The sequence below is a fragment of the Xanthomonas axonopodis genome (assembly GCF_001304695.1).
GTDB classification, from domain to species: Bacteria; Pseudomonadota; Gammaproteobacteria; order Xanthomonadales; family Xanthomonadaceae; genus Xanthomonas; species Xanthomonas axonopodis.
In genome coordinates, this window is the sequence record NZ_JFAQ01000043.1 from 1 (window position 1) to 22,397 (window position 22,397).

The following is a 22,397-nucleotide window of genomic DNA, read 5'->3' on the forward strand; positions in this document are numbered from 1 at the left end:
CAAGGTGGTTTGATGCCGGCACGCACGGCACTGGTCGTACACCTGCCCATCGCGTCGAAAGCGCGAACGCGCACGGCCGTCGCACTGCGGACAGCGAAATCCCTTCGGCCAGCGCCACCGATACAACGCCCGGTAACACGTGGCTTCGGTTCCGTAGCGATCCACGCACTCGGTCAGCGACAATCCCGGCTGAAACTGCACGATGTTGATCCCCATCTCCCACCTCCGTTGCCTTCAGCTGGGGCCATTGTCCAACCGCCTCGTCGCAGATCCTGCAACTACGGCTGAGCGATGGGGCTAATCAGGTTCGCATTTGCAGTTCATGGCAGACAGTGCTCGCCATCCGCCTGCTGGCTTTCTGGACCACAGCTTCAAGTGCCCACACTCCCGTCCATGTCAAGGAAACGTTAGGATGGCGGCCGTGATGTCGGGAGAGATGTGTGAGCAATCAGCCGTATGGAGACACATCGAGACCCGCGCCGCGCGGGCGCCATGGCTGGTAAAAATGACCTCCCCGGTCCACTTTGCGCTCGCCCTGGGGCTGGGCGCATGGCTGCAGGATGCGCTGGATCTGCCTCTACCTCCACCCGCGCCGCTGGCCTGGATCGAATTGGCTGGCGGCGGCATCGCCTGTCTCGGCCTGGCGCTGGCGGTGAGCTGCTTCATCCTGTTTGCGCGTCGACGCACCACCATCATGCCTAGCGGTCATCCTTCGCGACTGGTGCTGGACGGCCCGTATCGCGTTACCCGCAACCCGATGTACCTGGCCTTGGTGCTGAGCTACGTCGGCCTGTGCCTGCAACTTGGCCTGCTGTGGGCCGTTGCGTTGGTACCGCTGCCGTGGCTTGCGCTGCAGCGCTATGTCATCCCGTTCGAAGAGGCGCGTCTGCGCGCCGAATTCGGCCGCCACTACAACGACTATTGCGCGCGCGTGCGCCGCTGGTTGTAGACGCGACACGCATTACCTCATGCGTGGCAATGGATGCTGCCGATCGCTCCGAGAGAGCGCACAGATGTCGCCGGACAGCATACATTCCACTCCGTCAGACAGTCACAGCAGATGAGATGAATGACCGATAGCGTGCGGATTCAGCAGCGTGCTCCCCATCACGCGCCCATCATGCAATTCGCATAATTATCGCGCCATGAGAATCGAAGTCTGGCAAGGCGACATCACCGAACTCGACGTTGACGTCATCGTCAACGCCGCCAACGAATCACTGCTGGGCGGTGGTGGCGTCGATGGCGCCATCCACCGCGCCGCCGGCCCGCGTTTGCTGGAAGCCTGCGAAGCATTGCCGCAAGTGCGTCCGGGCGTGCGCTGCCCCACCGGCGAAATCCGCATCACCGACGGTTTCAATCTGAAGGCACGCCACATCTTTCATACCGTTGGCCCGGTGTGGCGCGACGGCAAGCACAACGAGCCCGAACAGCTGGCCAACTGCTATTGGCAATCGCTGAAACTCGCCGAACAGATGATGCTGCATTCGATCGCGTTCCCGGCGATCAGCTGCGGCATCTACGGCTATCCGCTGTATCAGGCAGCGCGCATCGCCGTGACCGAAACGCGCGATTGGCAGCGCTCGCACAAGGTGCCCAAGCACATCGTATTGGTGGCCTACAACGAAGCAACCTACAAGGCCTACCAGCAAGCGTTGGCGACGCAGGAAACTGCGGCGGCCTGAGATTGGTTGATGTGGACGCACGTCGCATCGACCGGCTGGATCGAGCAAATTTGATTGACAAAAGGGCGCCGCAAGGCGCCCTTTGTTTTCCGCGCGGCATCGGATGCACCTGCAAATGCAGCAAACAAAAACGCCGGCATCGCTGACGGCGTTTTTGTTTTATCGATGCGGCGGCCTTGCAGCCACCATCAATCGATCAACCCTTCCACTTACCCAGCGCGGCCAGGCCGTTTTCCTTGGCGCGCTCGTAAATGACCTGCTGCGCCTTGGCGAAGTTGCCGGTCATGTCCTTGGCCCACAGCTTCAGCGCGGCCTGCTGCATGGCGCGGCCGTAAGAGAAGCTCAGCGGCCACGGCAGGTTGCCGAGCTGGTGCATTTCGTTGAGGTGGGCGGTGGACTGCTCGTCGGTCTGGCCGCCGGACAGGAACACGATGCCCGGCAGGATCGCCGGCACGGTGGACTTCAGGCACATCACGGTGGACTCGGCCACCTCTTCGATGCTGGCCTGCTCTTCGCAGCTCTTGCCGGAAATGACCATCGACGCCTTCAGGATGGTGCCCTCGAGCACGACGTTCTGCTCATACAGCGCACCGAACAGCGAGCGCAGCGTGGCTTCTGTCACTTCGTAGCAGGTTTCGATGTCATGGCTGCCGTCCATGATCACTTCCGGCTCGACCATCGGCACCAGGCCCTGCTCCTGGCACAGCGCAGCGTAACGCGCCAGCGCGTGCGAGTTGGCCTCGATGCAGGTGCCGGACGGGATGTCTTCGCCGATGTTGATGACCGCACGCCACTTGGCGAAGCGTGCGCCCAGCGTGTAGTACTCCTCTAGACGTGCACGCAAGCCATCCAGGCCTTCGGTGACCAATTCGCCCGGCATGCTGGCCAACGGCTGCGCACCCTTGTCGACCTTAATGCCCGGGATGATGCCGTGTGCGGTCATGTACTCGGCGAACGGCACGCCATCCTTGGTCTTCTGACGGATGGTCTCGTCAAACAGAATGGCGCCGGAGATGTAGTCGCTCAGCTTGGGCGTGGTCAGCAACAGTTCGCGGTAGGCGCGACGGTTTTCTTCGATGTTCTCGATGCCGACGCTGGCAAAACGCTTGGCGATCGTGCTGGTCGATTCGTCGATGGCGATGATGCCCTTACCCGGGGCGACCATGGCCTGGGCGGTTTCGGCAAGCTGTTCGATGCTCATGTAGTTCCTGTGGCAGCTGCGGGGGAGAACGAAAGTATAGCGACGAAAATCGTACACATTCCTTCACGGAATGCCTACAACCGATTACACGTGATCTGCGTGACAGGATGTGTGGTGATGCTCGCATCGCGGGAATCGGGAATCGGGAATCGGGAATCGGGAATCGGGAATCGGCAAAGCGGAGCATGCGGCGCGGCTTGGTGCTTGCGTCCCTGTGACGCAGCACGGCAATGACCTGCGCCGGCGCGTTGATACTGGGCCATGCGTGAGTCAGCTGACACTTTGAGGGTCGGCCGCTTTGCTGCTTCGTCTGTCGCAGTAGAGTTGCGCCTGCGGCACGCGTTACATCGTGGACAGCCCTTGTGCTACATAACCAGCACCGTTGCGGCAGCGCGGCGCGATGTTGCGCGAACCGGTACTCGCCGGATGCGGCCGTTGACCAACGATCCCGGCCACGACCGAGCGCTCGCCCAGCGGTCAGGTCGCCACACAGCACAACGGCGGCCCTGGGGCCGCCGTTGTGTGTCCCGTCTGTTCTGGCTCAGGTAATGCGCCGGATGCGGTCGACAGGCGTTACAGCTCGCCCAGACCGGTGGCGCGGCCGTCTTCGCCGACTTCCAGCAGGCGCAGCGTATTGGTGGCACCGTGGGTTTCCATGTGCTCGCCGCTGGTAAAGACCACGCGGTCGCCAGGCCCCATGCGCTCGTTCTCCACCAGCAGACGGATCGCCGCACGTGCGGCCTCGCGCGGGGTCAGGCCGCGGCTGTCGAAATTGATCGGGAACACACCGCGCATCATCGCCATCTGGCGGCGCGCGCCATCGTGACGGGTGAAGGCGTAGATCGGCATATTGGAGCGGAAGCGCGACAGGAAGCGCGGGGTGCCGCCGGATTCGGTCAATGCCACCACGCCGCCCAGGCCGATATGCTCGGACAGGAACATGGTCGCCATCGCAATCGCCTGGTCGGCACGCTGCAGGTTGCGTTGCGCCGCTTCAAAATCGGTGTCGAATTCGAACTGGTGCTCGGCCCCCAGGCAGATGCGCGCCATCGCTTCCACCGCACGCACCGGGTAAGCACCGGCGGCGGTTTCGGCCGAGAGCATTACCGCATCGGTGCCGTCGATGACCGCGTTGGCCACGTCCAGCACTTCGGCGCGGGTGGGGATCGGGCTTTCGACCATCGACTGCAGCATCTGCGTGGCGGTGATCACCACCTTGTTCTGCGCCAGCGATTCGCGAATGATCTTCTTCTGCAGACCCGGCAGTTCGGCATCGCCGATTTCAACGCCCAGGTCGCCACGCGCCACCATCACCACATCGGAGGCTTCGACGATCTCGACCAGGTTTTCGATTGCCTCGGTGCGCTCGATCTTGGACACCAGCTGCGCATCGCAGCCATGCTGCTGCGCGATCTGACGTGCATCGTGCATGTCCTGCGCGTTACGGCAGAACGACACCGCGATGAAGTCCACGCCGATCTCGGCCACGATGCCGATCAGCTCCTTGTCGCGCTCGGTCAATGCGCCCAGCGACAGACCACCGCCCTGCTTGTTGAGGCCCTTGCGGTCGGACAGCACGCCATCGTTCAACACCTTGGTGACGATGCGCTCACCCTGCACATCGGTGACCTGCAACTGCATCAGGCCATCGTCGAGCAGCAGCACGTCGCCGGCGGTCACGTCCTGCGGCAGTCCCAGATAGCTGACGCCAACCTGCGTCTGGTCGCCAGCCGGCGCGTTGGCATCGGCCACCAGGTCGAAGCGATCGCCCATGGCCAGCTTGATCTTGCCTTCGGCAAAACGTTCGATACGGATCTTCGGGCCCGGCAAGTCGGCCAGGATGCCGACTTCGGCACCGACGCGCGCCGCGGCGGCACGTACTTCGGCAGCCCGCTTGGCCTGGCCGGACGGGTCGCCATGGCTGAAGTTGAGGCGCACCACGTTGACGCCCGCCTTGAACAGTGTATCCAGCACACCGGGCGCATCCGTTGCCGGTCCGAGGGTGGCGAGGATCTTGGTACGGCGTTGACGTTCTTTCATGATGGCTTCCCTGTAAAAGCAGCGAAACTTAACACACACGCGTCACTTACCGAGGATGGCATTGCGGCATAGCCTTCCTCCGATTCCGGCATGTCTTGTAGACAGTGCGGGACAGTACGTACGCCTGCGCCCGCGCTGCCCTGGGCAACGCGAACGGTCGCCACCCTAACCCGGCAGCGGTGAAGCGTGTTCTGCGCGCTGCGAAGCGTGTTTGCAGGCGCGTGGACCAAGCGAACGCAACGGCCGACGCGCGCTGCTCATCACTGAAGCAACGCCGCCAGTTCAGCCGGCGTGCGTGCCAGCGCACCGGCACCGGCCGCACGCAGTTCGGCTTCGTCGCCGAAGCCCCACAACACGCCAATGCTGTGGATGCCGTGGTGATTGGCGCCATCGATATCCATTCGGCAGTCGCCGATCATCACGCAGCCGGCCTTGTCGATCTGCAAACGGCGCAGCGCTTCGGCAATGAGGTCTGGCTTGAAGCGACGTTCGCCATCTTCGCTGGCACCGATCACCTGTTCGAAGCACGCGCCGAAGGGCAGGTGCTCGACGATGCGCCGCGCATAGCGCTCATTTTTCGAGGTCACCACGGCCAGACGATGACCGGCCCGCTGCAGGTCGGTGACAACCTCGCCAATGCCGTCGAACACGCTGAGTTCGGTCCAGCCCACCGCGTCGTAACGTGCACGGTAGAGCCCGAGCGCACGCTGCACCAACTCCGGATCGTTCGGAAAACACTCGGTGAAGCTGTCGCGCAACGGTGGGCCGATCCAGGCGCGCAAGGTCTGCGCCGACGGGCGCGGCTGGCCGAGCTCGTCGAAGGCATGCACGATGCTGGCAACGATGCCTGGCTCCGAATCGACCAGCGTGCCGTCCAGATCGAAAAACAGCGTAGCTGCACTCACTGACCGCGGGCCTGCAGTGCGGCCACCGCCGGCAAGGTCTTGCCTTCCAGAAACTCCAGGAATGCGCCGCCGCCTGTGGAAATGTAGGTGACGTCCTGGGCGATGTCGTATTTGTCCACTGCGGCCAGGGTGTCGCCACCGCCGGCGATCGAGAACGCCTTGGAACTGGCGATCGCGCGCGCCAACGTTTCGGTGCCGTGACTGAAGGACTCGAATTCGAACACGCCCACCGGCCCGTTCCACACCACCGTGCCGGCACTGGCGATCAGCTCGGCGTAGCGCTGCGCGGTTTGCGGGCCGATATCCAGGATCAGATCGTCCGCATCGACCGCATCCAGCGCCTTCACGCTCGCTTGCGCATCGGGCAGGAACTGTTTGGCAACGACCACATCGGTGGGCAGCGGAATCTCGGCGCCACGCGCCTTGGCAGCGGCCACGATCTGGTTGGCGGTCGGGATCAAGTCCGGCTCGTTCAGCGACTTGCCCACGGCATGCCCGGCCGCGGCAATGAAGGTGTTGGCGATGCCGCCGCCGACGATCAGCTGGTCGACCTTGTTGACCAGGTTGGACAGCAGCTCCAGCTTGGTGGACACCTTGCTGCCGGCAACGATCGCCAGCAAAGGCTTGGCCGGGTTGTCCAACGCCTTGGCCAGGGCGTCGAGTTCGGCCATCAACAGCGGGCCACCTGCCGCGACCGGCGCGAAACGGATCACGCCATGCGTGGACGCCTGCGCACGGTGCGCGGTGCCGAAGGCATCCATCACGAAGACATCGCACAGCGCGGCATATTTGCGCGCCAGCGTCTCGTCGTCCTTGCCCTCGCCGACATTCATGCGGCAGTTTTCCAGCAGCACCACCTGGCCTGGCGCGACCTCCACGCCATCGACCCAGTCGCGCACCAGCGGCACGTCCACCCCCAGCAACGCGGCCAGACGCGTGGCCACCGGCGCCAGTGAATCTTCTTCGGTCCAGCTGCCTTCCTTGGGCCGGCCCAGGTGCGAGGTCACCATCACGGCCGCGCCTTTTTCCAGCGCCAATTTGATGGTGGGCACCGAGGCGGTGATGCGCTGTTCGGAGGTGATCTGGCCGTTGTCGATCGGCACGTTGAGATCCTGGCGGATCAATACGCGCTTGCCGGAGAGATCGAGGTCGGTCATGCGAACAATGGACATGGGGTCAGCTCGTTCGGTCTAGGGAGGGGGAATGGGGAATGGTCAGGCAGAAGCACCCAGCAGGCGCGCCGGTGCAAACAGGTGAGCGCTGTGCCGTTGACGGCAACTGGATGTGGATCGCCATCGCGATGTCGTTGCGCCCGCGGGCGGACCGCGTGGCGCGCATATTGCCCACCACGCGCGAGGCCGCCAAGACGGTCGGCGAGGCGCGGGATGCTTGGTCGAAAACGACGGGCAATACGGCTGCCTTGGTCACGGGGGACGCCCATTGTCCGACCTTCGCGCCGCAGCGGCAAACCGCCGTGCGAAGCGAGCGCAATCAGCCGTTGCGATTGGCCGACGCGCTACGCAACAGGCTCACCGCGAAACCGCCGACCAGCAAGGCGCCACCGACCAGCAGGCCCCACAGCAGCCAACGCTTCCAGTCGCGCGGCGTGGCGACCGGCTGCAGCGCGGCATCGCCCGCCAGCGGCTGTGCCTGCGCAGCCAGACGGGCCTGCGCCGGCTGCCACTGTGCGCCGCGTTCGCGCCGCAGTGCCTGCAGCATTACGCCCAGCGGTGCGTCGGTGCGCTGCGCACGCGCACTGCCGGCGACCAGCGCATACGGTGGCTGGCCCTGAGCGAGAAACATCAGCCGCTCCGGCTGGTACCCGACGCGCAGCGTCGGCACGGCGGTGCTGCGCCCCTGCGCGGCGACCAACCGCCATTGACGATCGCGCACGGGGGCAGACAGCAGTTGCGGCGGTGACGCGGCGGCCGTGCCCTGGCCCAGTCGATACGCCAACCATGGGCCGGCACGTTGCAGCCACGGCGCATCGTCGGTATCGCGACTTGCCACGATCCACTCGACCGCCTCGGCCTGACTGCCGCCGACATCCAGTTGGTTGATCGGAAAGCGACCGGGCAAGGCATACACCAGCGCCGCATCTTGTGCGGTGCCTGGCAAGTCCAGCCACTGCGGCGGTGTGGACATGGCGATACCTTCCAGCTCCGCCTCGACCACGCGTAATGCCGGCAGCTCGCCCGATGCAGTGACCAGGCGCAAGTAACGCGCAGCATCGTCCAGGGCGATGCGCCGCTGCTGCAGTTGCTGCGCCTGATTGTCCAGCGCAATGACCGTGGCGTCGGAGGCGAGCACGCGCCAGTCGCGCAGATCGTCGCTGCCTTCCACACGCACCTGAGCCTGCACCGGCATGTCGCCCTCCCAATCCAGCAATAGCGCACGCGGGCGTTCGCGCAGCGCGCTGGCATCGATCAGCCAGCTGACACCGTGGCCCACAGCAACGGCCCCGGTCGCAAAGCGGCCTTCCAGGCGGCGCACCGCACCACTGGCGTCGCGCTCGGCAATCAACTGCAGATTGCCGTCGGCCGGCGCGGCACCGGCCGGCAGCGCAAACAGGGGCAGGCGCTGACGGCGTACCGCAGCCGCCGGTGCTGCATCCATCGGCAGCCAGGCGGTGGGCAGCTCTTGCCCACGCGCATCGACCACCGTGACATCGCGCAGCGCCGCGTCGTGCGCGGTGCGATACACCGCCGCATTCAAGCTCACCTGATAGAGCCCGGCATCCGAGCCGGTGACCTGCAGCAGCCACTGCCGGCGGTAGTCCTGCCGCAGATCGGCGGCCTGCGCCAGCATCGGCACCATCAGCAGCAGCGCCCATCGCATCGCGTTCATTCCTGATCCTTTTCGACGCCGTTCTCTTCGACAGCATGACCTTCGGTCGCGACCGCACACGGTGGCGCCGACGCCAGATAGCCCACCACCGTGCACAACAGGCCATAGGCCATGAACGAGCCGATGCCGAGAAGATTGCCAAGATGCTGGCGGTCGACCAGCACCAACTTCGCCAGGACCAGCCCCATCAGCAGCGCGCCGCCCAGCCACAGCCCGCGTTGCCCACGACGCGAGCCGATCACCCAGCCCAGCACGCCAAGCACGCTCCAGACGATGGTGAGGCTGGTCTGCGACAAGGTGGCGCCGATCAGCGCCGAATCCCACGGCACACCGCCCCAGTGATGCACGCTGTGCAAGGTGCTGCCGGTGATCAACGCCCAACCCAGCACCCCTAGCGCGCTCACGCGCCTGCGCTGCAGCACTGTCGGCGCAGGTGCCGACCAGGCCCAGCGCGCAAGCAAGGCAACAACCGCCAATTGCGCCAGCTCGGCGGGATTGAGCAACGGCAGCCACACAGCGCTCACCGGGTCCAGCAACGCGAGCAGCCAGCCGAGTCCCAACACCGCGAACCCGCAACTCAGCAACGCGTTGCGTGCGGGATCCAAGCTGTCTCCCTGCGGCCAGGCCAGCCACGGCCAGCGCAACAGCCCCAGCGCCGCCACCAGCAACCATGGCGCCGCCAGCAAGGCGCAACGCCAGCCATTGGCCAGCGAGAACGCATCGGCCAGCCAGGCCGCGCCCAACGAGATGACCAACGGCCACAGCAGCCACCAGATGAACTGCGCCGCGATGGCGCCAGCACCTTGCTGGGTGCGCAGGCACCACAGCGCTCGCGCGCCCGCCACCGCAAACACTGCCCAAGCCAGCGCGCCCCAATGCGCGAATGGCTGGGTGTGCGCTGCGTCTTGCCACAGCGCCAACGGAGCCGCCAGCGCCGGACCCGACATCACCGTCCACACCAACGCCGCTGCAGGACGGCGCCGATGCACTTCGGCCGCCAGCCATAGACTAAGTGCGACCAAGCCCAGCAGCAGATCCGGTTCGCTGCGCAGATCGGCAAAACGCAGGATCTCGTGCACGCCGCACAGCGTCCACCAACCCAGTCCCCACAGATACGCCACCAGCGCACGCCGCCGATGCCCCGCATCGCGCAGGAACCAGGCACTGGCCCAGCCGGCCAGCGCCAGCAGCAAGGTACTCATGCAGGTTGCGTTGGCCACCGCGACCGCATCCTCGCGCCAGGCATCCACGCCGAAGGCGACACCCACCGCCGCAAACACCTGCAGCGCGACACCGCTGACCTGCGGGATCCGCCGTTGTTGGCGAAGCCCCAGCCACAGCAAACCGACGCCTTCCAGAGCAAACACGCTCGCAGTGGCACGTGCCGACAGCGCCAGCGGTACGGCCAGGGTTGCGAACCCGACCGCCAGCATCGCGTGCGCCTGGCCCAGCAAGCGCGTGGACGCGCAGCGCAGCAGCCAACTGGCCAGCCCCGCAGACAACGCGGCCACCGCCACCGCGCCAACGCCAATGGCTGCCGATCGCCCTCAAGCAGTCGCGCCTGCAACGCGAAGGCCACCAGCGGCGTTCCGAACAACAGGCTGCCATCGATGAGCCTGCCGGCACTGCCGTCGCCGCGGCGCGCATGCAGGACCGGAATCGCCACATACATCGCGAAGAACAGCAACAGGAACGGCTCGATCGTGGCGAATTTCGCCGGGGTGTACTGCAGCGCACCCCACACGGTGCCGATGCCGAAGGTGAAAACAAACCCCAGCAGGTTCAGCACGCGCCATGGGCGTGTCCATGCAATCGCCACGATGCCGGCGTTGAGCACGGCGTAGTACGAAAACAGCGCGACATGATTGCCGCTGCCGGTAGACAACCAGATCGGCGCAAGAAAACCGGCCAGCACGCCCAGCACCGCCAACGTGCGCGAATCCTGCAGCACCGCCAGCACACACATGCCTGCGATCAGCACCACGCTGATGCCCAGCGCCATCCCGGCATCGAGCAAGCCGTACAACTTGAACGCCGCGAACACGGTCAACAACAAGCCACCGATGGCGCCGCCCTGCAACGCCAACGCAAAGCCCGGCCGCTGCGCGCGCTGCTTCCAACCGAAGATCAGACCGGCCAATGCCAGAACGCTGATGCCGGCCAAGCGCAGCTCGATCGGCATGCGCATCCAGCCCTGGTCGCTGGCGTACTTCAACAGCGACGCCACGCCGGCCAACAACACCAGCATGCCAACCTTGACCGGCACATTGCTCTCGGTGAACCAACGCTTCAAGGCGCTGGCCGCGCGCGCGATGGCGCTGGGCGCGGCTGGAAGCTGGGGTGGTTGCGCTTGTGCCGATTGCGGTTGCGCCGGCTGAGCGCGCGTTGCCTGCGCTTGCGCGCCGGGACGTTCCGACCCCACGATTGCACTGCGCGCCATCGCATCTGCAGGTGCCTGCACCGGCAATGGCGGCGGCACCGCCGAGCCAGACACACCAACCCCTGGTGATCCGCGCCCGGCGCATCCCAGCCAACGTCCTGACGCGCTGCGTCGGAGGCGCGGTACCCGGGTAGATCGCGGTCGGCGACAGAGCCCGGACCAGCGCCGACATCGGGCGCCTCGTCTGGTCGTTCCCATGCCCTGCCCTGCGCGTCCGCGGGTGCTTGCGCTGGCGCATCCGCGCGCTCGGCACCACTGCTCTGCCACTGCGCAAGCCGCTGCTCCAGCGCCGCTACCCGCCGCCGCAGCCCGGCAATCCACACCAGCGCAATCACCACACCCACCGGCACGGCAAGCAGCACCAAGGCCACCAACACGATTATCGTTTCCAACGCAGCAACCCCGAGCCGGCGTCCAGCCGAATGCGCGCACCATACAGCCTCGGGCTGCGGCTGGGCAGCCAGCCTCTCGCGCAGACGACGGATGGAGCGTCGGCAAGCTGTAGTCGCATGCATGCTTGCGTGCATGCCTCACACAAGAAAACGCCCGGAAAACCGGGCGCTTTGAACAGTTATTCGCGGTAGCCGCTGTCGTTCTTGTTATGGATGATCCAGATCAGGTTGCCGCCGGTCCCCATCGACTTGCCAGCGAACACCAGGCGCCCCTGGCCCTTATAGGCCATTTCGTAACGGTAGCGGTCGCCACCAAAGAAGAACGGGATAAATGCCTTGCCGGTCACGTAAGCCCCCTGGTCGTTCGGCTGACCAATCAGGTCGGTGACCTGCTTCATCGGCATACCGATTTTCAGCTGGGTGAACTTGCTGCCAGGCGCCGGCTTGCCGGTGATCTCGCCCTCGTAATCATTGACGCCCTTGACGGTCTCGCCGTAGCCCGCCTCGACATCGGACGACTTGATCACCTCACCATCGGCATTCATCCAGGCCGGCGTACCGGTCTGCTTTTTTGCAGCCCAACTCGTCGAGGGCACGGAACACGCAACAACCACACTCAGCGCCAAGGCGCCTGCCAAAAACTTATTCATCACTTTTCTCTCGATCCATGGAGTTCCCCGATCCTTCGTACACGACACGGGAACGGCCGCCGTGCGTGCAAATTAGCGCACGTGAGTCCAGCAAAGTCCACTTCCGTGCGGCTACCGAAGGCGTCACAGCGCAAGAAACACAACATCCATGGCCAAAAATGAAAAAGCCCCGGCATGCCGGGGCCTGTTTCATCACTGCGCCAAAAACTTACTTGGCCACAACCCGCACCATTTCCAGGCACTTGTTGGAATAGCCCCACTCGTTGTCGTACCAGGACACCAGCTTGACGAAGGTGGAGTCCAACGCGATGCCGGCGTCGGCGTCGAATACCGAGGTGCAGGTTTCGCCGCGGAAATCGGTGGCCACGACCTTGTCTTCGGTATACCCCAGCACACCCTTCAGTGCGCCTTCGCTCTGTGCCTTCACCTCGGCGCAGATTTCGGCGTAGGTGGCCGGCTTTTCCAGTTCGACCGTGAGGTCGACCACCGACACGTCGGAGGTCGGCACGCGAAAGCTCATGCCGGTGAGCTTCTTGTTGAGCTCGGGAATCACCACGCCCACGGCCTTGGCCGCGCCGGTGGAAGACGGGATGATGTTCTCCAGGATGCCACGGCCGCCGCGCCAATCCTTGTTGGACGGGCCGTCCACGGTCTTCTGCGTCGCAGTGGCCGCATGCACGGTGGTCATCAGGCCGCGCTTGATGCCCCACTTGTCGTTGATCACCTTGGCCAACGGCGCCAGGCAGTTGGTGGTGCACGAGGCGTTGGAGATGATCGCTTCGCCCTTGTAGGTCTTGTCGTTGACGCCGTAGACGAACATCGGGGTGTCGTCCTTGGACGGCGCCGACAGGATCACTTTCTTGGCACCTGCATCGATGTGCTTCTGTGCGGTTTCCTTGGTCAGGAACAGGCCGGTGGACTCGATCACCACGTCAGCGCCCACGGCATCCCACTTGAGGTTGGCCGGGTCGCGTTCCTGGGTCAGGCGGATCTTCTTGCCGTTGACGATCAGCGTATTGCCGTCGACCGATACCTCGGCCTTGAAGCGGCCATGCACCGAGTCGTACTGCAGCATGTAGGCCAGGTAGTCGGGCTCGAGCAGGTCATTGATGGCCACGATCTCGATGTCATTGGCGAAGTTCTGCACCGCAGAGCGCAGCACGTTGCGTCCGATGCGACCGAATCCGTTGATGCCAACCTTGATTGCCATGTTCACAAGCTCCTGCGACCGCGACAGCGCGGCGGATGGAAAGGGGCTGTCATTCTAGCAGCGTCGTTTGTCTGCAGCCGTGTTGGTATGTGCTGTAATTGGGGAATGGGCATTGGGAATTGGTTAGCGGATCGCCAGTGAAGGAGTTCTGCACGGTGCCTGTGAGCAACTGGACCGCAACTACGCTCGGCCCGTGCGTGAACACGCGTGAGCGGCCAAGCCGCGCGCCACGGCATCGACGACCGATGGTTTCCGGATGACCCATGCCAATGACATGAAGCGTCATTTCGTCGTGCGGGATGAAAGAGGTCGTACCTCCATACATTTCATCCACTTAAAGTCAAAGCAGATATGCTGAAGAGCATATTCAATGCTATGCCGAACAGCAGCATTTCGGCACCCCGTGGATTTCGATACTGGCCCTGCCTGCTGAGGCACCCCATCAATCACACGGAGATTTCCCATGCGTCGCACCCTCTTCTCTCTGTTCTGGCGGTGGCAGCCACCCCGGCGCTGGCTGGCGGCGTGATGCATTACACCGACAAGGCCAAGCTGCCGGCCGGCGGCGAAGAGCGCGAAGTCGCTGCGCTGTTCGACACCTGGAACGCGGCGCTGGCCACCGGCAACCCGCACAAGGTGGCCGACCTGTACGCACCGGACGGCGTGTTGCTGCCGACGGTCTCCAACGAAGTGCGCGCCTCGCGCGAGCAGATCGAAAACGACTTCGAGATGTTCCTGACCAAGAAGCCGCAGGGCGTGGTCAATTACCGCACCGTGCGCGTGCTCGACGACGACAGCGCTGTGGATGCCGGCGTGTACACCTTAACCTTGACCGACAAGGCCGGCAAGAAGAGCAACGTGCAGGCCCGCTACACCTTCGTGTACGAAAAGCGCGACGGCAAGTGGCTGATCATCAACCAACACAATTCGGCTATGCCGCAAGTAGATGCACCCAAGGTCGCCAAGGTCAAGTAAGCGGCACATCGCATCGGCGATCGAATCGCTGTCGAGGCCACTGCGCAGGCAACCATCGGTACCCTTCCCGCGCCGACAGCTGTGCCGAGCGCATCGCACGATGCCACACGTGCGATGCGCCGCTGCGCGCACCGGCACGGCGCGCAGACGCCGCCGTCCGCGCGAGTGTGATTGCAGCCCCTGCAGGCCCGTGTGCCTGAGCGCACAGCCGAATTGATCAGGATCAAGGCAGCGGCGACGCCAAGCGCCAAGACTTCCCACATCCATTGCACCCCACGAGACTTCCCATGCGTATGCGCTCTACCCTTTTGTTCGTCGGCCTGGCCGCTTCTTGCGTCAGCCTCCCGCACTGGCGCAATCCTAAAGGCGACTGGACCGTTGCCGTCGGCGCCCACCAGGTCGCTCCCAAATCCGACAATGGCCGCCTGGTCGGCGGCACACTGGAAGCAGACGTAGGCAAGGACATCAAGCCGACCTTCACCGCCGAATACTTCATCGCAGACAACCTCGGCATCGAGGTCCTGGCCGCGCTGCCGTTCGAGCACGACATTGCAATTCGCGGCCTGGGCCGGGTGGGCAGCACCAAGCATGTGCCGCCGGTGATCTCACTGCAGTACCACTTCAACGCCCAAGGCACGCTATCGCCGTTCATTGGCGCCGGCATCAACTACACGCGTTTCTTCGACACCGATACCCGCGGCGCGCTGGCCGGCAGCACGCTGGAGCTGGACGATTCCTGGGGCCTGGCACTGCATGCAGGCGTGGACTACACGCTCAGCGACCGTGGCGCGCTGCGCATCAACCTGCGCTGGATCGATCTCGATACCCAAGCGCGCCTGGACGGCAACCGTATCGGCACGGTCAACATCGATCCGCTGGTCTACGGCGTGGCCTACGTGCACCGGTTCTGATCCCGCGGCGTGGGCGGCGCATCTCTGGCACACTTGCCGTCCAGGGACGTGCATCCACCGCCGGAGTTGCGGACAGGTCGGTCACGTCGCCCGTCTGTCCGACCTACCGGGGATTCCATGAACACGCTGACTCGCACCGCCCTCGCCATCGCACTGGCCGCCTCGGCCGCACCCGTCCTTGCACAGTCGGCCGGTCATTGGACGACCGGTTACGGTGCCGGCTATGTCTCGCCCAAGTCCAATAGCGGCACCTTCGGCGGCACCCAGGCCGAAATCAAGGGCGCGCCGGCACTGTCGTTCACCTACGAATACTTCCTGCGCAACAACCTGGGCATCGAAGTGCAGGCCGCAGTTGCCGGCAAGCACGACCTCGAACTGCAGGGCATCGGCAAGGTGGGTAGCTATTGGTCGGTGCCACCGAGCGTGCTGCTGCAGTACCACATCAACGGCTATGGCACGGTGTCGCCGTTCGTTGGCGTCGGCATCAACTACACCACGTTCCTGGGCGAAGACACCGAGCCGGCAGTTGGTAGCGGCGATCTGCGTTTCGACGATTCGGTCGGCGCCACTGCACATGTCGGCGTGGACTTCATCTTCAACGACCGTAGCGGCCTGCGCGTGGATGCGCGCTGGACCGATTCGCGCAGCAATGTCGACCTCAATGGCGCGCGGCTGGGCAAGGCGCGGATCGATCCGTTGACCTTCGGCCTGTCATACCTGGTGTATTACTGAGAGCGCCTCGCACCACGACTGCGCTCATCGCCAGATGGGCGCGGCCAGCACCTGGTGCGGCATGCCCCATGCGGATGCTGCAGTTGCCGCGTTGCGTGCAAACCCGCCCGACGACGGCTTGCTCCATCCGGGCGCGCTCCAGGCACGAGTCGGCGCCATGCTGAGGCGTGGCTGTCGCAGCGCCGGGACGGCCATCAAACCGTCCCGGACCGATGCGTACAATCGCAGGATGAAGACACTTTCCCTCTCTGCATTCGTTGTTGCGACGGCAATGGCCGCCGCGATCCACCCCACCACCGCCTTGGCCTGGGGCCCGCAAGGCCATCGCCTGGTGGCGCGCATCGCCGAAACCGAACTGAGCCCGCAGGCACGCGCTCAGGTGGCGCAATTGCTGGCCGATGAGCCGGACCCGACCCTACACGGCGTGGCCACCTGGGCCGATGAGTTGCGCGAGCACGACCCTGACCTGGGCAAGCGCTCCGGGCCGTGGCACTACGTCAACCTTGGCGAACACGACTGCACGTACGCGCCGCCGCGCGACTGCCCGGACGGCAACTGCGTGATCGCCGCGCTCGACCAGCAAGCCGCCCTGCTCGCAGATCGCACCCAGCCGCTGGATGTCCGCCGCCAGGCCTTGAAGTTCGTGGTGCATTTCGTCGGCGACATCCATCAGCCGATGCACGCCGGCTATGCGCACGACAAGGGCGGCAACGACTTCCAGCTGCAGATCGACGGCAAGGGCAGCAACCTGCATGCGCTGTGGGACAGCGGCATGCTCAACGACCGCCACCTGAGCGACGATGCGTACCTGCAACGCTTGCTGGCACTGCCCGCCGCCACTGCGGTGTCTGCGGCCCTGCCACCGCCGGCTGCGGCATGGGCACAGGCGTCGTGCAAGATCGCCATCACGCCGGGCGTCTACCCGAACGCGCACGTGTTGCCCGCCACGTACATCGCCACCTATCGCCCGATCGCCGAAACCCAGCTGCGCATCGCAGGTGACCGGCTTGCCGCCATCCTCAACGCGGCGCTGGCCAGCCCCTGACATGGAGTCGCCGATGCAGCCCCAGGTGCTTGCTTTCTTTCATGCCGACAGCAACACCTTCACCTACGTGGTCGCCGATACGGCCACCGGTGCGGCGGCAGTGATCGACCCGGCGCTGGACTATGCGGCCGATAGCGGCGTCATCGGCAGCCAGTCGGCGCAGGCCGTCCTTGCCGCCATCCAACAACACGGATGGCAGCTGCAGTGGCTGCTGGAAACCCATGCGCATGCCGATCACCTGTCTGCGGCGCAGTGGCTGAAGCAGCATTGGCCGCAGGCGCGCATCGGTATCGGCGAGGGTATTTGCCAGGTGCAACGAACCCTTGCCCCGCAGTACGCGTTGCCGGAAGACTTCCGCGCCGATGGCTCGCAATTCGATCATCTGTTTGCCGACGACGAGCGCTTCAAGCTTGGCGGTATCGCAGCACGCGTCATCGCGGTGCCCGGCCACACCAGCGACAGCATTGCGTATCTGATCGGCGATGCGCTGTTTCCTGGCGACTCGTTGTTCATGCCGGATGCGGGCACGGCGCGTTGCGATTTTCCCGGCGGCGATGCACGCCAGCTGTTTGCCTCGATCCAGCGCCTGTATGCGCTGCCGGAAAGCACCCGCGTGTTCGTCTGCCACGACTACGGCCCGGGCGGGCGCGCGGTGGCGCATCAGACCAGTATCGGTGCGCAGCGGCGCAGCAACATCCACGTGCGCGACGGCGTGGACGTGGAGACCTTCGTGGCGCAGCGGCATGCGCGCGATGCCACCTTGCCCCAGCCCAAGCTGATCCGCCCGGCACTGCAAACCAATCTTCAGGCCGGGCGTTGCGCCGGAGTGGTCCTGTAGCGCACACAGGCTCGCCACGCGGTGCGCATCGCGTAGCCGCTATGATCGGGGCCCTGTCCTGGTAAGGAGCCTTCGATGCGCATGATCTGTTTCTGGCAGCGCGCGTTGTGCGTGCTGATGCTGGCGTTGCCCCTGCTGGCGAGTACGCAGACCGCCCCGGTGACGGTGTTTGCGGCCGCCAGCCTCAAAGAATCGATGGACGAAGCCGCCACCGCGTACGAAAAAGCGACCGGCACGCCGGTACGGGTGTCGTATGCAGCCAGTTCTGCGCTGGCACGTCAGATCGAACAGGGCGCACCGGCGGACGTGTTCTTCTCGGCCGACCTGGAATGGATGGACTATCTGCAGCAGCGTGGGCTGGTGCTGCCGGCGCAGCGTCACAACCTGCTCGGCAACACGCTGGTATTGGTCGCGCCGACGAACAGCAGGCTGCGCGTGGATCCGCGTGCGCCCGGCGCCATTGCCAAGGCGCTTGGGCAGAGCGGGCGCCTGGCCGTGGGCCAGACCGCCAGCGTGCCGGCCGGCAAGTACACAGCCGCCGCGCTGCGCAAGCTCGGTCAATGGGAGAGCGTCAGCAACCGGCTTGCCGAATCGGAAAGCGTGCGCGCGGCATTGATGCTGGTCTCGCGTGGCGAGGCGCCGCTGGGCATCGTGTATGGCTCGGATGCGCGCGCCGATGCCAAGGTGCGTGTGGTCGCCACCTTCCCCGACGACAGCCATGACGCCATCGTGTATCCGGTCGCCGCATTGAAGAACCGCAGCAATCCCGCCGCCGTAGCGTTCGTAACCTGGCTGGAAAGCAAGCCGGCCAAGGCGATCTTTGCGCGCCGTGGTTTTTCGTTGAAGGATTGAGGCACACCGTTTGTCGATGTTTACCCCGGAAGAGCTGACCGCGATCGGCTTGAGCCTCAAGGTCGCGATCGTGGCAACGCTCGCCAGCCTGCCGCCGGGCATTGCCTGCGGCTGGCTGCTGGCGCGCCGCCGCTTCCCCGGCAAGGCCCTGCTGGACGCGCTGCTGCATCTACCCTTGGTGATGCCGCCGGTGGTCACCGGCTATGCGCTGCTGGTGGTGCTGGGCACGCAGGGGCCGGTGGGCAGCTGGTTGCTGGAACACGTCGGTATCCAGTTCGCCTTCCGCTGGACCGGCGCGGCGCTGGCGTGCGCGGTAATGGGATTTCCGCTGATGGTGCGCGCGATTCGTCTGTCCATCGAAGCCACCGATCGTCGCCTGGAAGCGGCCGCCGCCACGCTGGGCGCCGGGCCGTGGCGGGTGTTTTTCAGCATCACCTTGCCGCTGGCCTGGTCGGGCCTGGTGGCCGGCATGGTGCTCGCGTTCGCCAAGGCATTGGGCGAGTTCGGCGCCACTATCACCTTCGTGTCGAACATTCCCGGCGAAACGCAAACCTTGTCGTCGGCCATCTACGGGCTGATGCAGGTCCCGGGGATGGAATCGGGCATCTGGCGGCTGGCCGGCGTGGCGCTGGCAATTTCGTTGGCGGCACTGCTGCTGTCCGAATGGCTGGTACGCCGGCCGCATCCGCGCGAGGACGCGTGATGCTGGATATCGACCTGCAGCTGCAGCGCGGCACCTTCGAACGGCGCATCCGCATCCATGACGATGCGCGTGTCGTGGCGCTGGTGGGGCCCTCCGGCGCGGGCAAGACCACGGTGCTCAACGCAATTGCCGGCCTGGTGTGCCCGCAGGCCGGGCATATCCGTATCGATGGGCGCTGCCTGTACGACGCCGGGCAAGGCATCGACCTGCCTACGCACCAGCGCCGGATCGGTTATGTGTTCCAGGATGCGCGGCTGTTCCCGCATCTGGATGTGCGGCGCAACCTGCGCTACGGCCGGCATGCGCGCGGCACGGCGCCCTTCGGCTTCGACGATGTGGTGGCCTTGCTCGGCATTGCACCACTGTTGCAGCGCCGACCGCGCAACCTCTCTGGCGGCGAAGCGCAACGCGTGGCGATTGGTCGCGCGTTGTTGGCGCAACCGGCGATTCTGCTGTTCGACGAACCCTTGTCGGCCCTGGATCAGGCGCGCCGCGAAGAATTGATTCCTTACCTGCAGCGCGTGCGCGACGAGATTCGCCTGCCGATGCTCTACGTCAGCCACAACCCCGATGAAGTCCAGCGTATTGCCGACAGCGTGCATGTGCTGGATTGAAGGCGTGCGGGTCTGGATAGCGCTTGCGTTTGACACGTTGTGAGACGACGCAGCGTTGTTGTGCCAGGAACACGCTGCGCAACGGCCGTAGCAGCTATCGGACCACCTTCCCGGTCCGTCCGCTCACCTTGCCTTGCCGCACTTCGAAGGTAAACGCGAACGACAGCGTCACCGGCACCGGCTCGATCTGGGTAGCATCAGTGCAGTCGTCTGGCGCTGCCGGTTGCGCAACTCCCGAGGGATACGTGCACAGCGCCGCCGGAACAAACTGCCATCGCAGCGCGGTCGTGCGCACCGCTTGCATGAGATCGGCGTTGTCCGGCAGCAAACCGGCGGCGCATTCGTCGCGGTCGGACATCGGATCCACGCGTTGCACCATACCCTCTGCGCTCAGAATGAGATGCGCGCAAACGGTGGTGGGCGCCAGGCTCTGGCGCGGCGAATCGGCGGGCAGTACCGGGGCGTCGCTACGCACCGCGCGTGGCATGCGAAAGCGTTGCGTTGGCGCCAGTGTGTAGGGTTGGACACCTGCAGCACCGCCGCCGTCCGGCTGTGAAGGCAGCATGCGTTGATCAACCGAATCCTCGCGCTGGCTGCGTTGCTGCTCCGCGACGTGGCGGGTGGCACAACTACTCGCGGCCAGCATCAGGGCGAGGCTGCCGATCAGGCGGCGGTTCATCGCAACGCTCCGCGTGAGGCGCATCCCGCAGGTGCGCAGCTGGCAATACCTTTGAACTGATCGACAGCGTGTGGGCGTCCAGTCGCCTCGGTAACGGAATGGAGATCCGCAACTGCCGATGCCGTGTCCGGTGGATCCAATTCGAACTTCACCGGCACGCGGACCTCGGACGCGACTGCCTTGCCCTCCTCCAGCGCAGGTGTGAAGCGCCAGTGGCGTGCTGCCTCGAGCACGGCCTGATCGAACACGCCCGCCGGCGTGCTGCGCACGATGGCGAAATGCTCGGGTGCTCCAGTTGAGCTCACTGCGATCTGCAGTTCGACAAATCCTGCCAGGCCTGCAGCCACCGCGTCTGGCGGATACCTGGGTGGCTGCATGGTGCGGAAATCCAGCGCGTTGCCGGGTATGCGCATGCCCTGCAGCTGTGCAGGTTGGAGGGCCCAGCAGGTGCCACTGACCATCACCGCCAATGCCACGACGACGCGCAGGTTCCATCGCGCGCGGGGCACCTCCACCGCAGGCTTCAGCAAGGCAGCCACGCGTTGGGTGAGCGCGTGCGGCGCGTTCCAATGGCAGGCGGTCGGCGCCCAGTCGTCACCACAGTGGGTCTTGAGCATCGCGGTGGCGTAACTGCGGCGCTTGCCCGGGTAACGCGTCAGCACCTCTGCGTCACAGGCCAGTTCCTGATCCAGCCGAAACGCGCGCCATGCCAGATGCATCAACGGATTCCACCAGCCGATGCACAGCAACAGTGCCGCCAGCAGATTGGCGTACAGATCGCCGCGCCACAGATGCAGGCGCTCGTGCGCCAGGATCAAGGTGCGTTCGGCGGCGCCATAGCGTGTATCGAAATCCATCGGCAACACGATGCGTGGGCGCCAGAGACCCAGCGACACGGGCAACCCCACGGTATGGGTCGCCATCCACACACCACCGTCGAGCGCATGCAACGCACCCAAGCTGCGCACGAATCGCCGTTGACGCCACCAAAGCGCTACGGCCATTGCGACCGCACCGGCCAGCCAGGTGACCATCAAGGTGCTCGCCCATGCGTGATCGCTACCTTGCAGGTTGAGCGGCATCGCGACCATCGCCGGCATCCTCGGCACCGCTGTCGCTATCGGCAGCGGTGGTATTGCAGCTGCCAACACGGACAGTGGCACGGCGGCCCAGATCGCATACGCCGCTGTTGCGCCCAACCATGCACGCAGTGCGCGCCGCAGCACCAGACATGCCAGCAACGCGGCGCTGCTATACAGGGTGACGCGCAACAGCAATGGCAGGTCAATGTGCATCGTCCAACTCCTTGAGCAGACGCTTCAACTCTGCAATATCCGAGGCACTGAGTTGCCCGCGTTCGCTGAAGTGCGCCACCAGCGGCGCCACCCGCCCGCCAAACAACCGCTGCAGCAGTCCTTCGCTCTGCTGCTGCACCCATTGTTCGCGCGCCAGCAGCGGTGCGTAGTGATATTTGCGGCCGTGTTTTTCTGCCGCCACGGCGCCCTTGGTGAGCAGACGATTCAGCAAGGTCTTGATGGTGGGCTCGGCCCAGCCGGTGTGCGCCAACGCGGCGATCACCTCGTCTGCCGTGCGCGGGGCATCATCCCAAAGCACCTGCATCACCACTGCTTCGGCATCACTGATCGACATGCGATTACGCACGTAATTTGAACCGTTG

20 protein-coding genes and 2 pseudogenes are annotated in these 22,397 nt (G+C 64.9%); 10 read left to right on the forward strand and 12 right to left on the reverse strand.

What is annotated here, in order from left to right; genetic code table 11:
- A partial coding sequence (locus XAXN_RS04330) for a transposase (RefSeq protein WP_134984836.1) occupies positions 1 to 216 on the reverse strand: 216 nt, incomplete at its 3' end.
- A 289-nt stretch (positions 217 to 505) separates the two neighbouring features.
- On the opposite strand from XAXN_RS04330, the gene XAXN_RS04335 reads away from it, so the two are divergent.
- Positions 506 to 949, forward strand: coding sequence for a methyltransferase family protein (locus XAXN_RS04335; protein ID WP_134980644.1), 444 nt, complete (start codon positions 506 to 508; stop codon positions 947 to 949).
- A gap of 196 nt (positions 950 to 1,145) precedes the next feature.
- Positions 1,146 to 1,685 carry an O-acetyl-ADP-ribose deacetylase gene (locus XAXN_RS04340; RefSeq protein ID WP_054318634.1) on the forward strand — a complete coding sequence of 180 codons (540 nt, stop codon included), beginning with the start codon at positions 1,146 to 1,148 and terminating at the stop codon, positions 1,683 to 1,685.
- Between the two features lie 196 nt (positions 1,686 to 1,881).
- Here XAXN_RS04340 and XAXN_RS04345 read toward each other — a convergent pair whose 3' ends face one another.
- The 8 genes and pseudogenes from XAXN_RS04345 to gap all read right to left on the reverse strand — a co-directional run bounded on the left by XAXN_RS04345 (position 1,882) and on the right by gap (position 13,370).
- Positions 1,882 to 2,886, reverse strand: coding sequence for a class I fructose-bisphosphate aldolase (locus XAXN_RS04345; protein ID WP_042823495.1), 1,005 nt, complete (start codon positions 2,884 to 2,886; stop codon positions 1,882 to 1,884).
- Positions 2,887 to 3,459: 573 nt separating this feature from the next.
- Positions 3,460 to 4,926, reverse strand: a complete 1,467-nt coding sequence (gene pyk / locus XAXN_RS04350; RefSeq protein ID WP_054318635.1) for a pyruvate kinase — start codon at positions 4,924 to 4,926, stop codon at positions 3,460 to 3,462.
- A gap of 260 nt (positions 4,927 to 5,186) precedes the next feature.
- The gene (locus XAXN_RS04355) at positions 5,187 to 5,831 is read right to left on the reverse strand and encodes an HAD family hydrolase (RefSeq protein WP_054318636.1); all 645 of its coding nucleotides are present in this window, start codon (positions 5,829 to 5,831) and stop codon (positions 5,187 to 5,189) included.
- Positions 5,828 to 7,003, reverse strand: coding sequence for a phosphoglycerate kinase (locus XAXN_RS04360; RefSeq protein ID WP_054318637.1), 1,176 nt, complete (start codon positions 7,001 to 7,003; stop codon positions 5,828 to 5,830). The genes XAXN_RS04355 and XAXN_RS04360 overlap by 4 nt, the downstream gene beginning before the upstream one ends.
- Before the next feature lie 319 nt (positions 7,004 to 7,322).
- Entirely contained in the window at positions 7,323 to 8,678 is a 1,356-nt protein-coding gene (locus tag XAXN_RS04365; RefSeq protein WP_054318638.1) for a DUF3999 domain-containing protein, read from the reverse strand.
- A pseudogene (locus XAXN_RS04370) lies at positions 8,675 to 11,510 on the reverse strand (DUF2339 domain-containing protein). The gene XAXN_RS04365 and the pseudogene XAXN_RS04370 overlap by 4 nt, the downstream one beginning before the upstream one ends.
- Before the next feature lie 179 nt (positions 11,511 to 11,689).
- Positions 11,690 to 12,160 (reverse strand): hypothetical protein, encoded by a 471-nt coding sequence (locus XAXN_RS04375; protein ID WP_054318639.1) that lies wholly within the window; start codon positions 12,158 to 12,160, stop codon positions 11,690 to 11,692.
- 208 nt (positions 12,161 to 12,368) lie between these two features.
- Positions 12,369 to 13,370: a type I glyceraldehyde-3-phosphate dehydrogenase gene (gene gap, locus XAXN_RS04380; protein WP_042823501.1), complete on the reverse strand. Its 1,002-nt coding sequence runs from the start codon at positions 13,368 to 13,370 to the stop codon at positions 12,369 to 12,371.
- A 463-nt stretch (positions 13,371 to 13,833) separates the two neighbouring features.
- On the opposite strand from gap, the pseudogene XAXN_RS04385 reads away from it, so the two are divergent.
- From XAXN_RS04385 to modC, 8 genes and pseudogenes are all read left to right on the forward strand, one after another.
- Positions 13,834 to 14,345, forward strand: a pseudogene (locus XAXN_RS04385) (SgcJ/EcaC family oxidoreductase).
- A gap of 287 nt (positions 14,346 to 14,632) precedes the next feature.
- On the forward strand, positions 14,633 to 15,256 hold the full coding sequence (locus XAXN_RS04390) for an OmpW/AlkL family protein (protein ID WP_054318640.1): 624 nt from the start codon (positions 14,633 to 14,635) through the stop codon (positions 15,254 to 15,256).
- A gap of 117 nt (positions 15,257 to 15,373) precedes the next feature.
- Positions 15,374 to 15,988, forward strand: a complete 615-nt coding sequence (locus XAXN_RS04395; RefSeq protein ID WP_054318641.1) for an OmpW/AlkL family protein — start codon at positions 15,374 to 15,376, stop codon at positions 15,986 to 15,988.
- A gap of 271 nt (positions 15,989 to 16,259) precedes the next feature.
- Positions 16,260 to 17,033, forward strand: coding sequence for a S1/P1 nuclease (locus XAXN_RS04400; RefSeq protein WP_134980148.1), 774 nt, complete (start codon positions 16,260 to 16,262; stop codon positions 17,031 to 17,033).
- A 13-nt stretch (positions 17,034 to 17,046) separates the two neighbouring features.
- The gene (locus tag XAXN_RS04405) at positions 17,047 to 17,871 is read left to right on the forward strand and encodes an MBL fold metallo-hydrolase (RefSeq protein WP_054318654.1); all 825 of its coding nucleotides are present in this window, start codon (positions 17,047 to 17,049) and stop codon (positions 17,869 to 17,871) included.
- Between the two features lie 75 nt (positions 17,872 to 17,946).
- Positions 17,947 to 18,723: a molybdate ABC transporter substrate-binding protein gene (gene modA, locus XAXN_RS04410; protein WP_054318642.1), complete on the forward strand. Its 777-nt coding sequence runs from the start codon at positions 17,947 to 17,949 to the stop codon at positions 18,721 to 18,723.
- 16 nt (positions 18,724 to 18,739) lie between these two features.
- Positions 18,740 to 19,426 carry a molybdate ABC transporter permease subunit gene (gene modB / locus XAXN_RS04415; RefSeq protein ID WP_174515473.1) on the forward strand — a complete coding sequence of 229 codons (687 nt, stop codon included), beginning with the start codon at positions 18,740 to 18,742 and terminating at the stop codon, positions 19,424 to 19,426.
- Positions 19,426 to 20,040, forward strand: coding sequence for a molybdenum ABC transporter ATP-binding protein (gene modC / locus XAXN_RS04420; RefSeq protein WP_042823508.1), 615 nt, complete (start codon positions 19,426 to 19,428; stop codon positions 20,038 to 20,040). Before modB ends, modC begins: the two co-directional genes overlap by 1 nt.
- Before the next feature lie 94 nt (positions 20,041 to 20,134).
- Here modC and XAXN_RS04425 read toward each other — a convergent pair whose 3' ends face one another.
- The 3 genes from XAXN_RS04425 to XAXN_RS04435 are packed head-to-tail and all read right to left on the reverse strand — an operon-like array spanning position 20,135 to position 22,369.
- On the reverse strand, positions 20,135 to 20,719 hold the full coding sequence (locus XAXN_RS04425) for a hypothetical protein (protein ID WP_054318644.1): 585 nt from the start codon (positions 20,717 to 20,719) through the stop codon (positions 20,135 to 20,137).
- Complete coding sequence (locus XAXN_RS04430) at positions 20,716 to 22,014, reverse strand: TonB family protein (protein WP_054318645.1); 1,299 nt, start codon at positions 22,012 to 22,014, stop codon at positions 20,716 to 20,718. The genes XAXN_RS04425 and XAXN_RS04430 overlap by 4 nt, the downstream gene beginning before the upstream one ends.
- Positions 22,004 to 22,369: a BlaI/MecI/CopY family transcriptional regulator gene (locus XAXN_RS04435; protein WP_054318646.1), complete on the reverse strand. Its 366-nt coding sequence runs from the start codon at positions 22,367 to 22,369 to the stop codon at positions 22,004 to 22,006. The genes XAXN_RS04430 and XAXN_RS04435 overlap by 11 nt, the downstream gene beginning before the upstream one ends.
- Positions 22,370 to 22,397: the final 28 nt, after the last annotated feature.

What these genes read in the sequence shown, in the direction of transcription:
- XAXN_RS04400 (WP_134980148.1), top strand. Translation starts at nt 16,260, where the DNA reads ATGGCCGCCGCGATCCACCCCACCACCGCCTTGGCCTGGGGCCCGCAA.
- modA (WP_054318642.1), top strand. Translation starts at nt 17,947, where the DNA reads ATGCGCATGATCTGTTTCTGGCAGCGCGCGTTGTGCGTGCTGATGCTG.
- XAXN_RS04375 (WP_054318639.1), bottom strand. Translation starts at nt 12,160, where the DNA reads ATGAATAAGTTTTTGGCAGGCGCCTTGGCGCTGAGTGTGGTTGTTGCG.
- modB (WP_174515473.1), top strand. Translation starts at nt 18,740, where the DNA reads ATGTTTACCCCGGAAGAGCTGACCGCGATCGGCTTGAGCCTCAAGGTC.
- gap (WP_042823501.1), bottom strand. Translation starts at nt 13,370, where the DNA reads ATGGCAATCAAGGTTGGCATCAACGGATTCGGTCGCATCGGACGCAAC.
- XAXN_RS04340 (WP_054318634.1), top strand. Translation starts at nt 1,146, where the DNA reads ATGAGAATCGAAGTCTGGCAAGGCGACATCACCGAACTCGACGTTGAC.
- XAXN_RS04405 (WP_054318654.1), top strand. Translation starts at nt 17,047, where the DNA reads ATGCAGCCCCAGGTGCTTGCTTTCTTTCATGCCGACAGCAACACCTTC.
- XAXN_RS04345 (WP_042823495.1), bottom strand. Translation starts at nt 2,886, where the DNA reads ATGAGCATCGAACAGCTTGCCGAAACCGCCCAGGCCATGGTCGCCCCG.
- XAXN_RS04365 (WP_054318638.1), bottom strand. Translation starts at nt 8,678, where the DNA reads ATGAACGCGATGCGATGGGCGCTGCTGCTGATGGTGCCGATGCTGGCG.
- XAXN_RS04390 (WP_054318640.1), top strand. Translation starts at nt 14,633, where the DNA reads ATGCGTATGCGCTCTACCCTTTTGTTCGTCGGCCTGGCCGCTTCTTGC.
- XAXN_RS04430 (WP_054318645.1), bottom strand. Translation starts at nt 22,014, where the DNA reads ATGCACATTGACCTGCCATTGCTGTTGCGCGTCACCCTGTATAGCAGC.
- XAXN_RS04395 (WP_054318641.1), top strand. Translation starts at nt 15,374, where the DNA reads ATGAACACGCTGACTCGCACCGCCCTCGCCATCGCACTGGCCGCCTCG.
- XAXN_RS04360 (WP_054318637.1), bottom strand. Translation starts at nt 7,003, where the DNA reads ATGTCCATTGTTCGCATGACCGACCTCGATCTCTCCGGCAAGCGCGTA.
- XAXN_RS04335 (WP_134980644.1), top strand. Translation starts at nt 506, where the DNA reads ATGACCTCCCCGGTCCACTTTGCGCTCGCCCTGGGGCTGGGCGCATGG.
- modC (WP_042823508.1), top strand. Translation starts at nt 19,426, where the DNA reads ATGCTGGATATCGACCTGCAGCTGCAGCGCGGCACCTTCGAACGGCGC.
- pyk (WP_054318635.1), bottom strand. Translation starts at nt 4,926, where the DNA reads ATGAAAGAACGTCAACGCCGTACCAAGATCCTCGCCACCCTCGGACCG.
- XAXN_RS04435 (WP_054318646.1), bottom strand. Translation starts at nt 22,369, where the DNA reads ATGTCGATCAGTGATGCCGAAGCAGTGGTGATGCAGGTGCTTTGGGAT.
- XAXN_RS04425 (WP_054318644.1), bottom strand. Translation starts at nt 20,719, where the DNA reads ATGAACCGCCGCCTGATCGGCAGCCTCGCCCTGATGCTGGCCGCGAGT.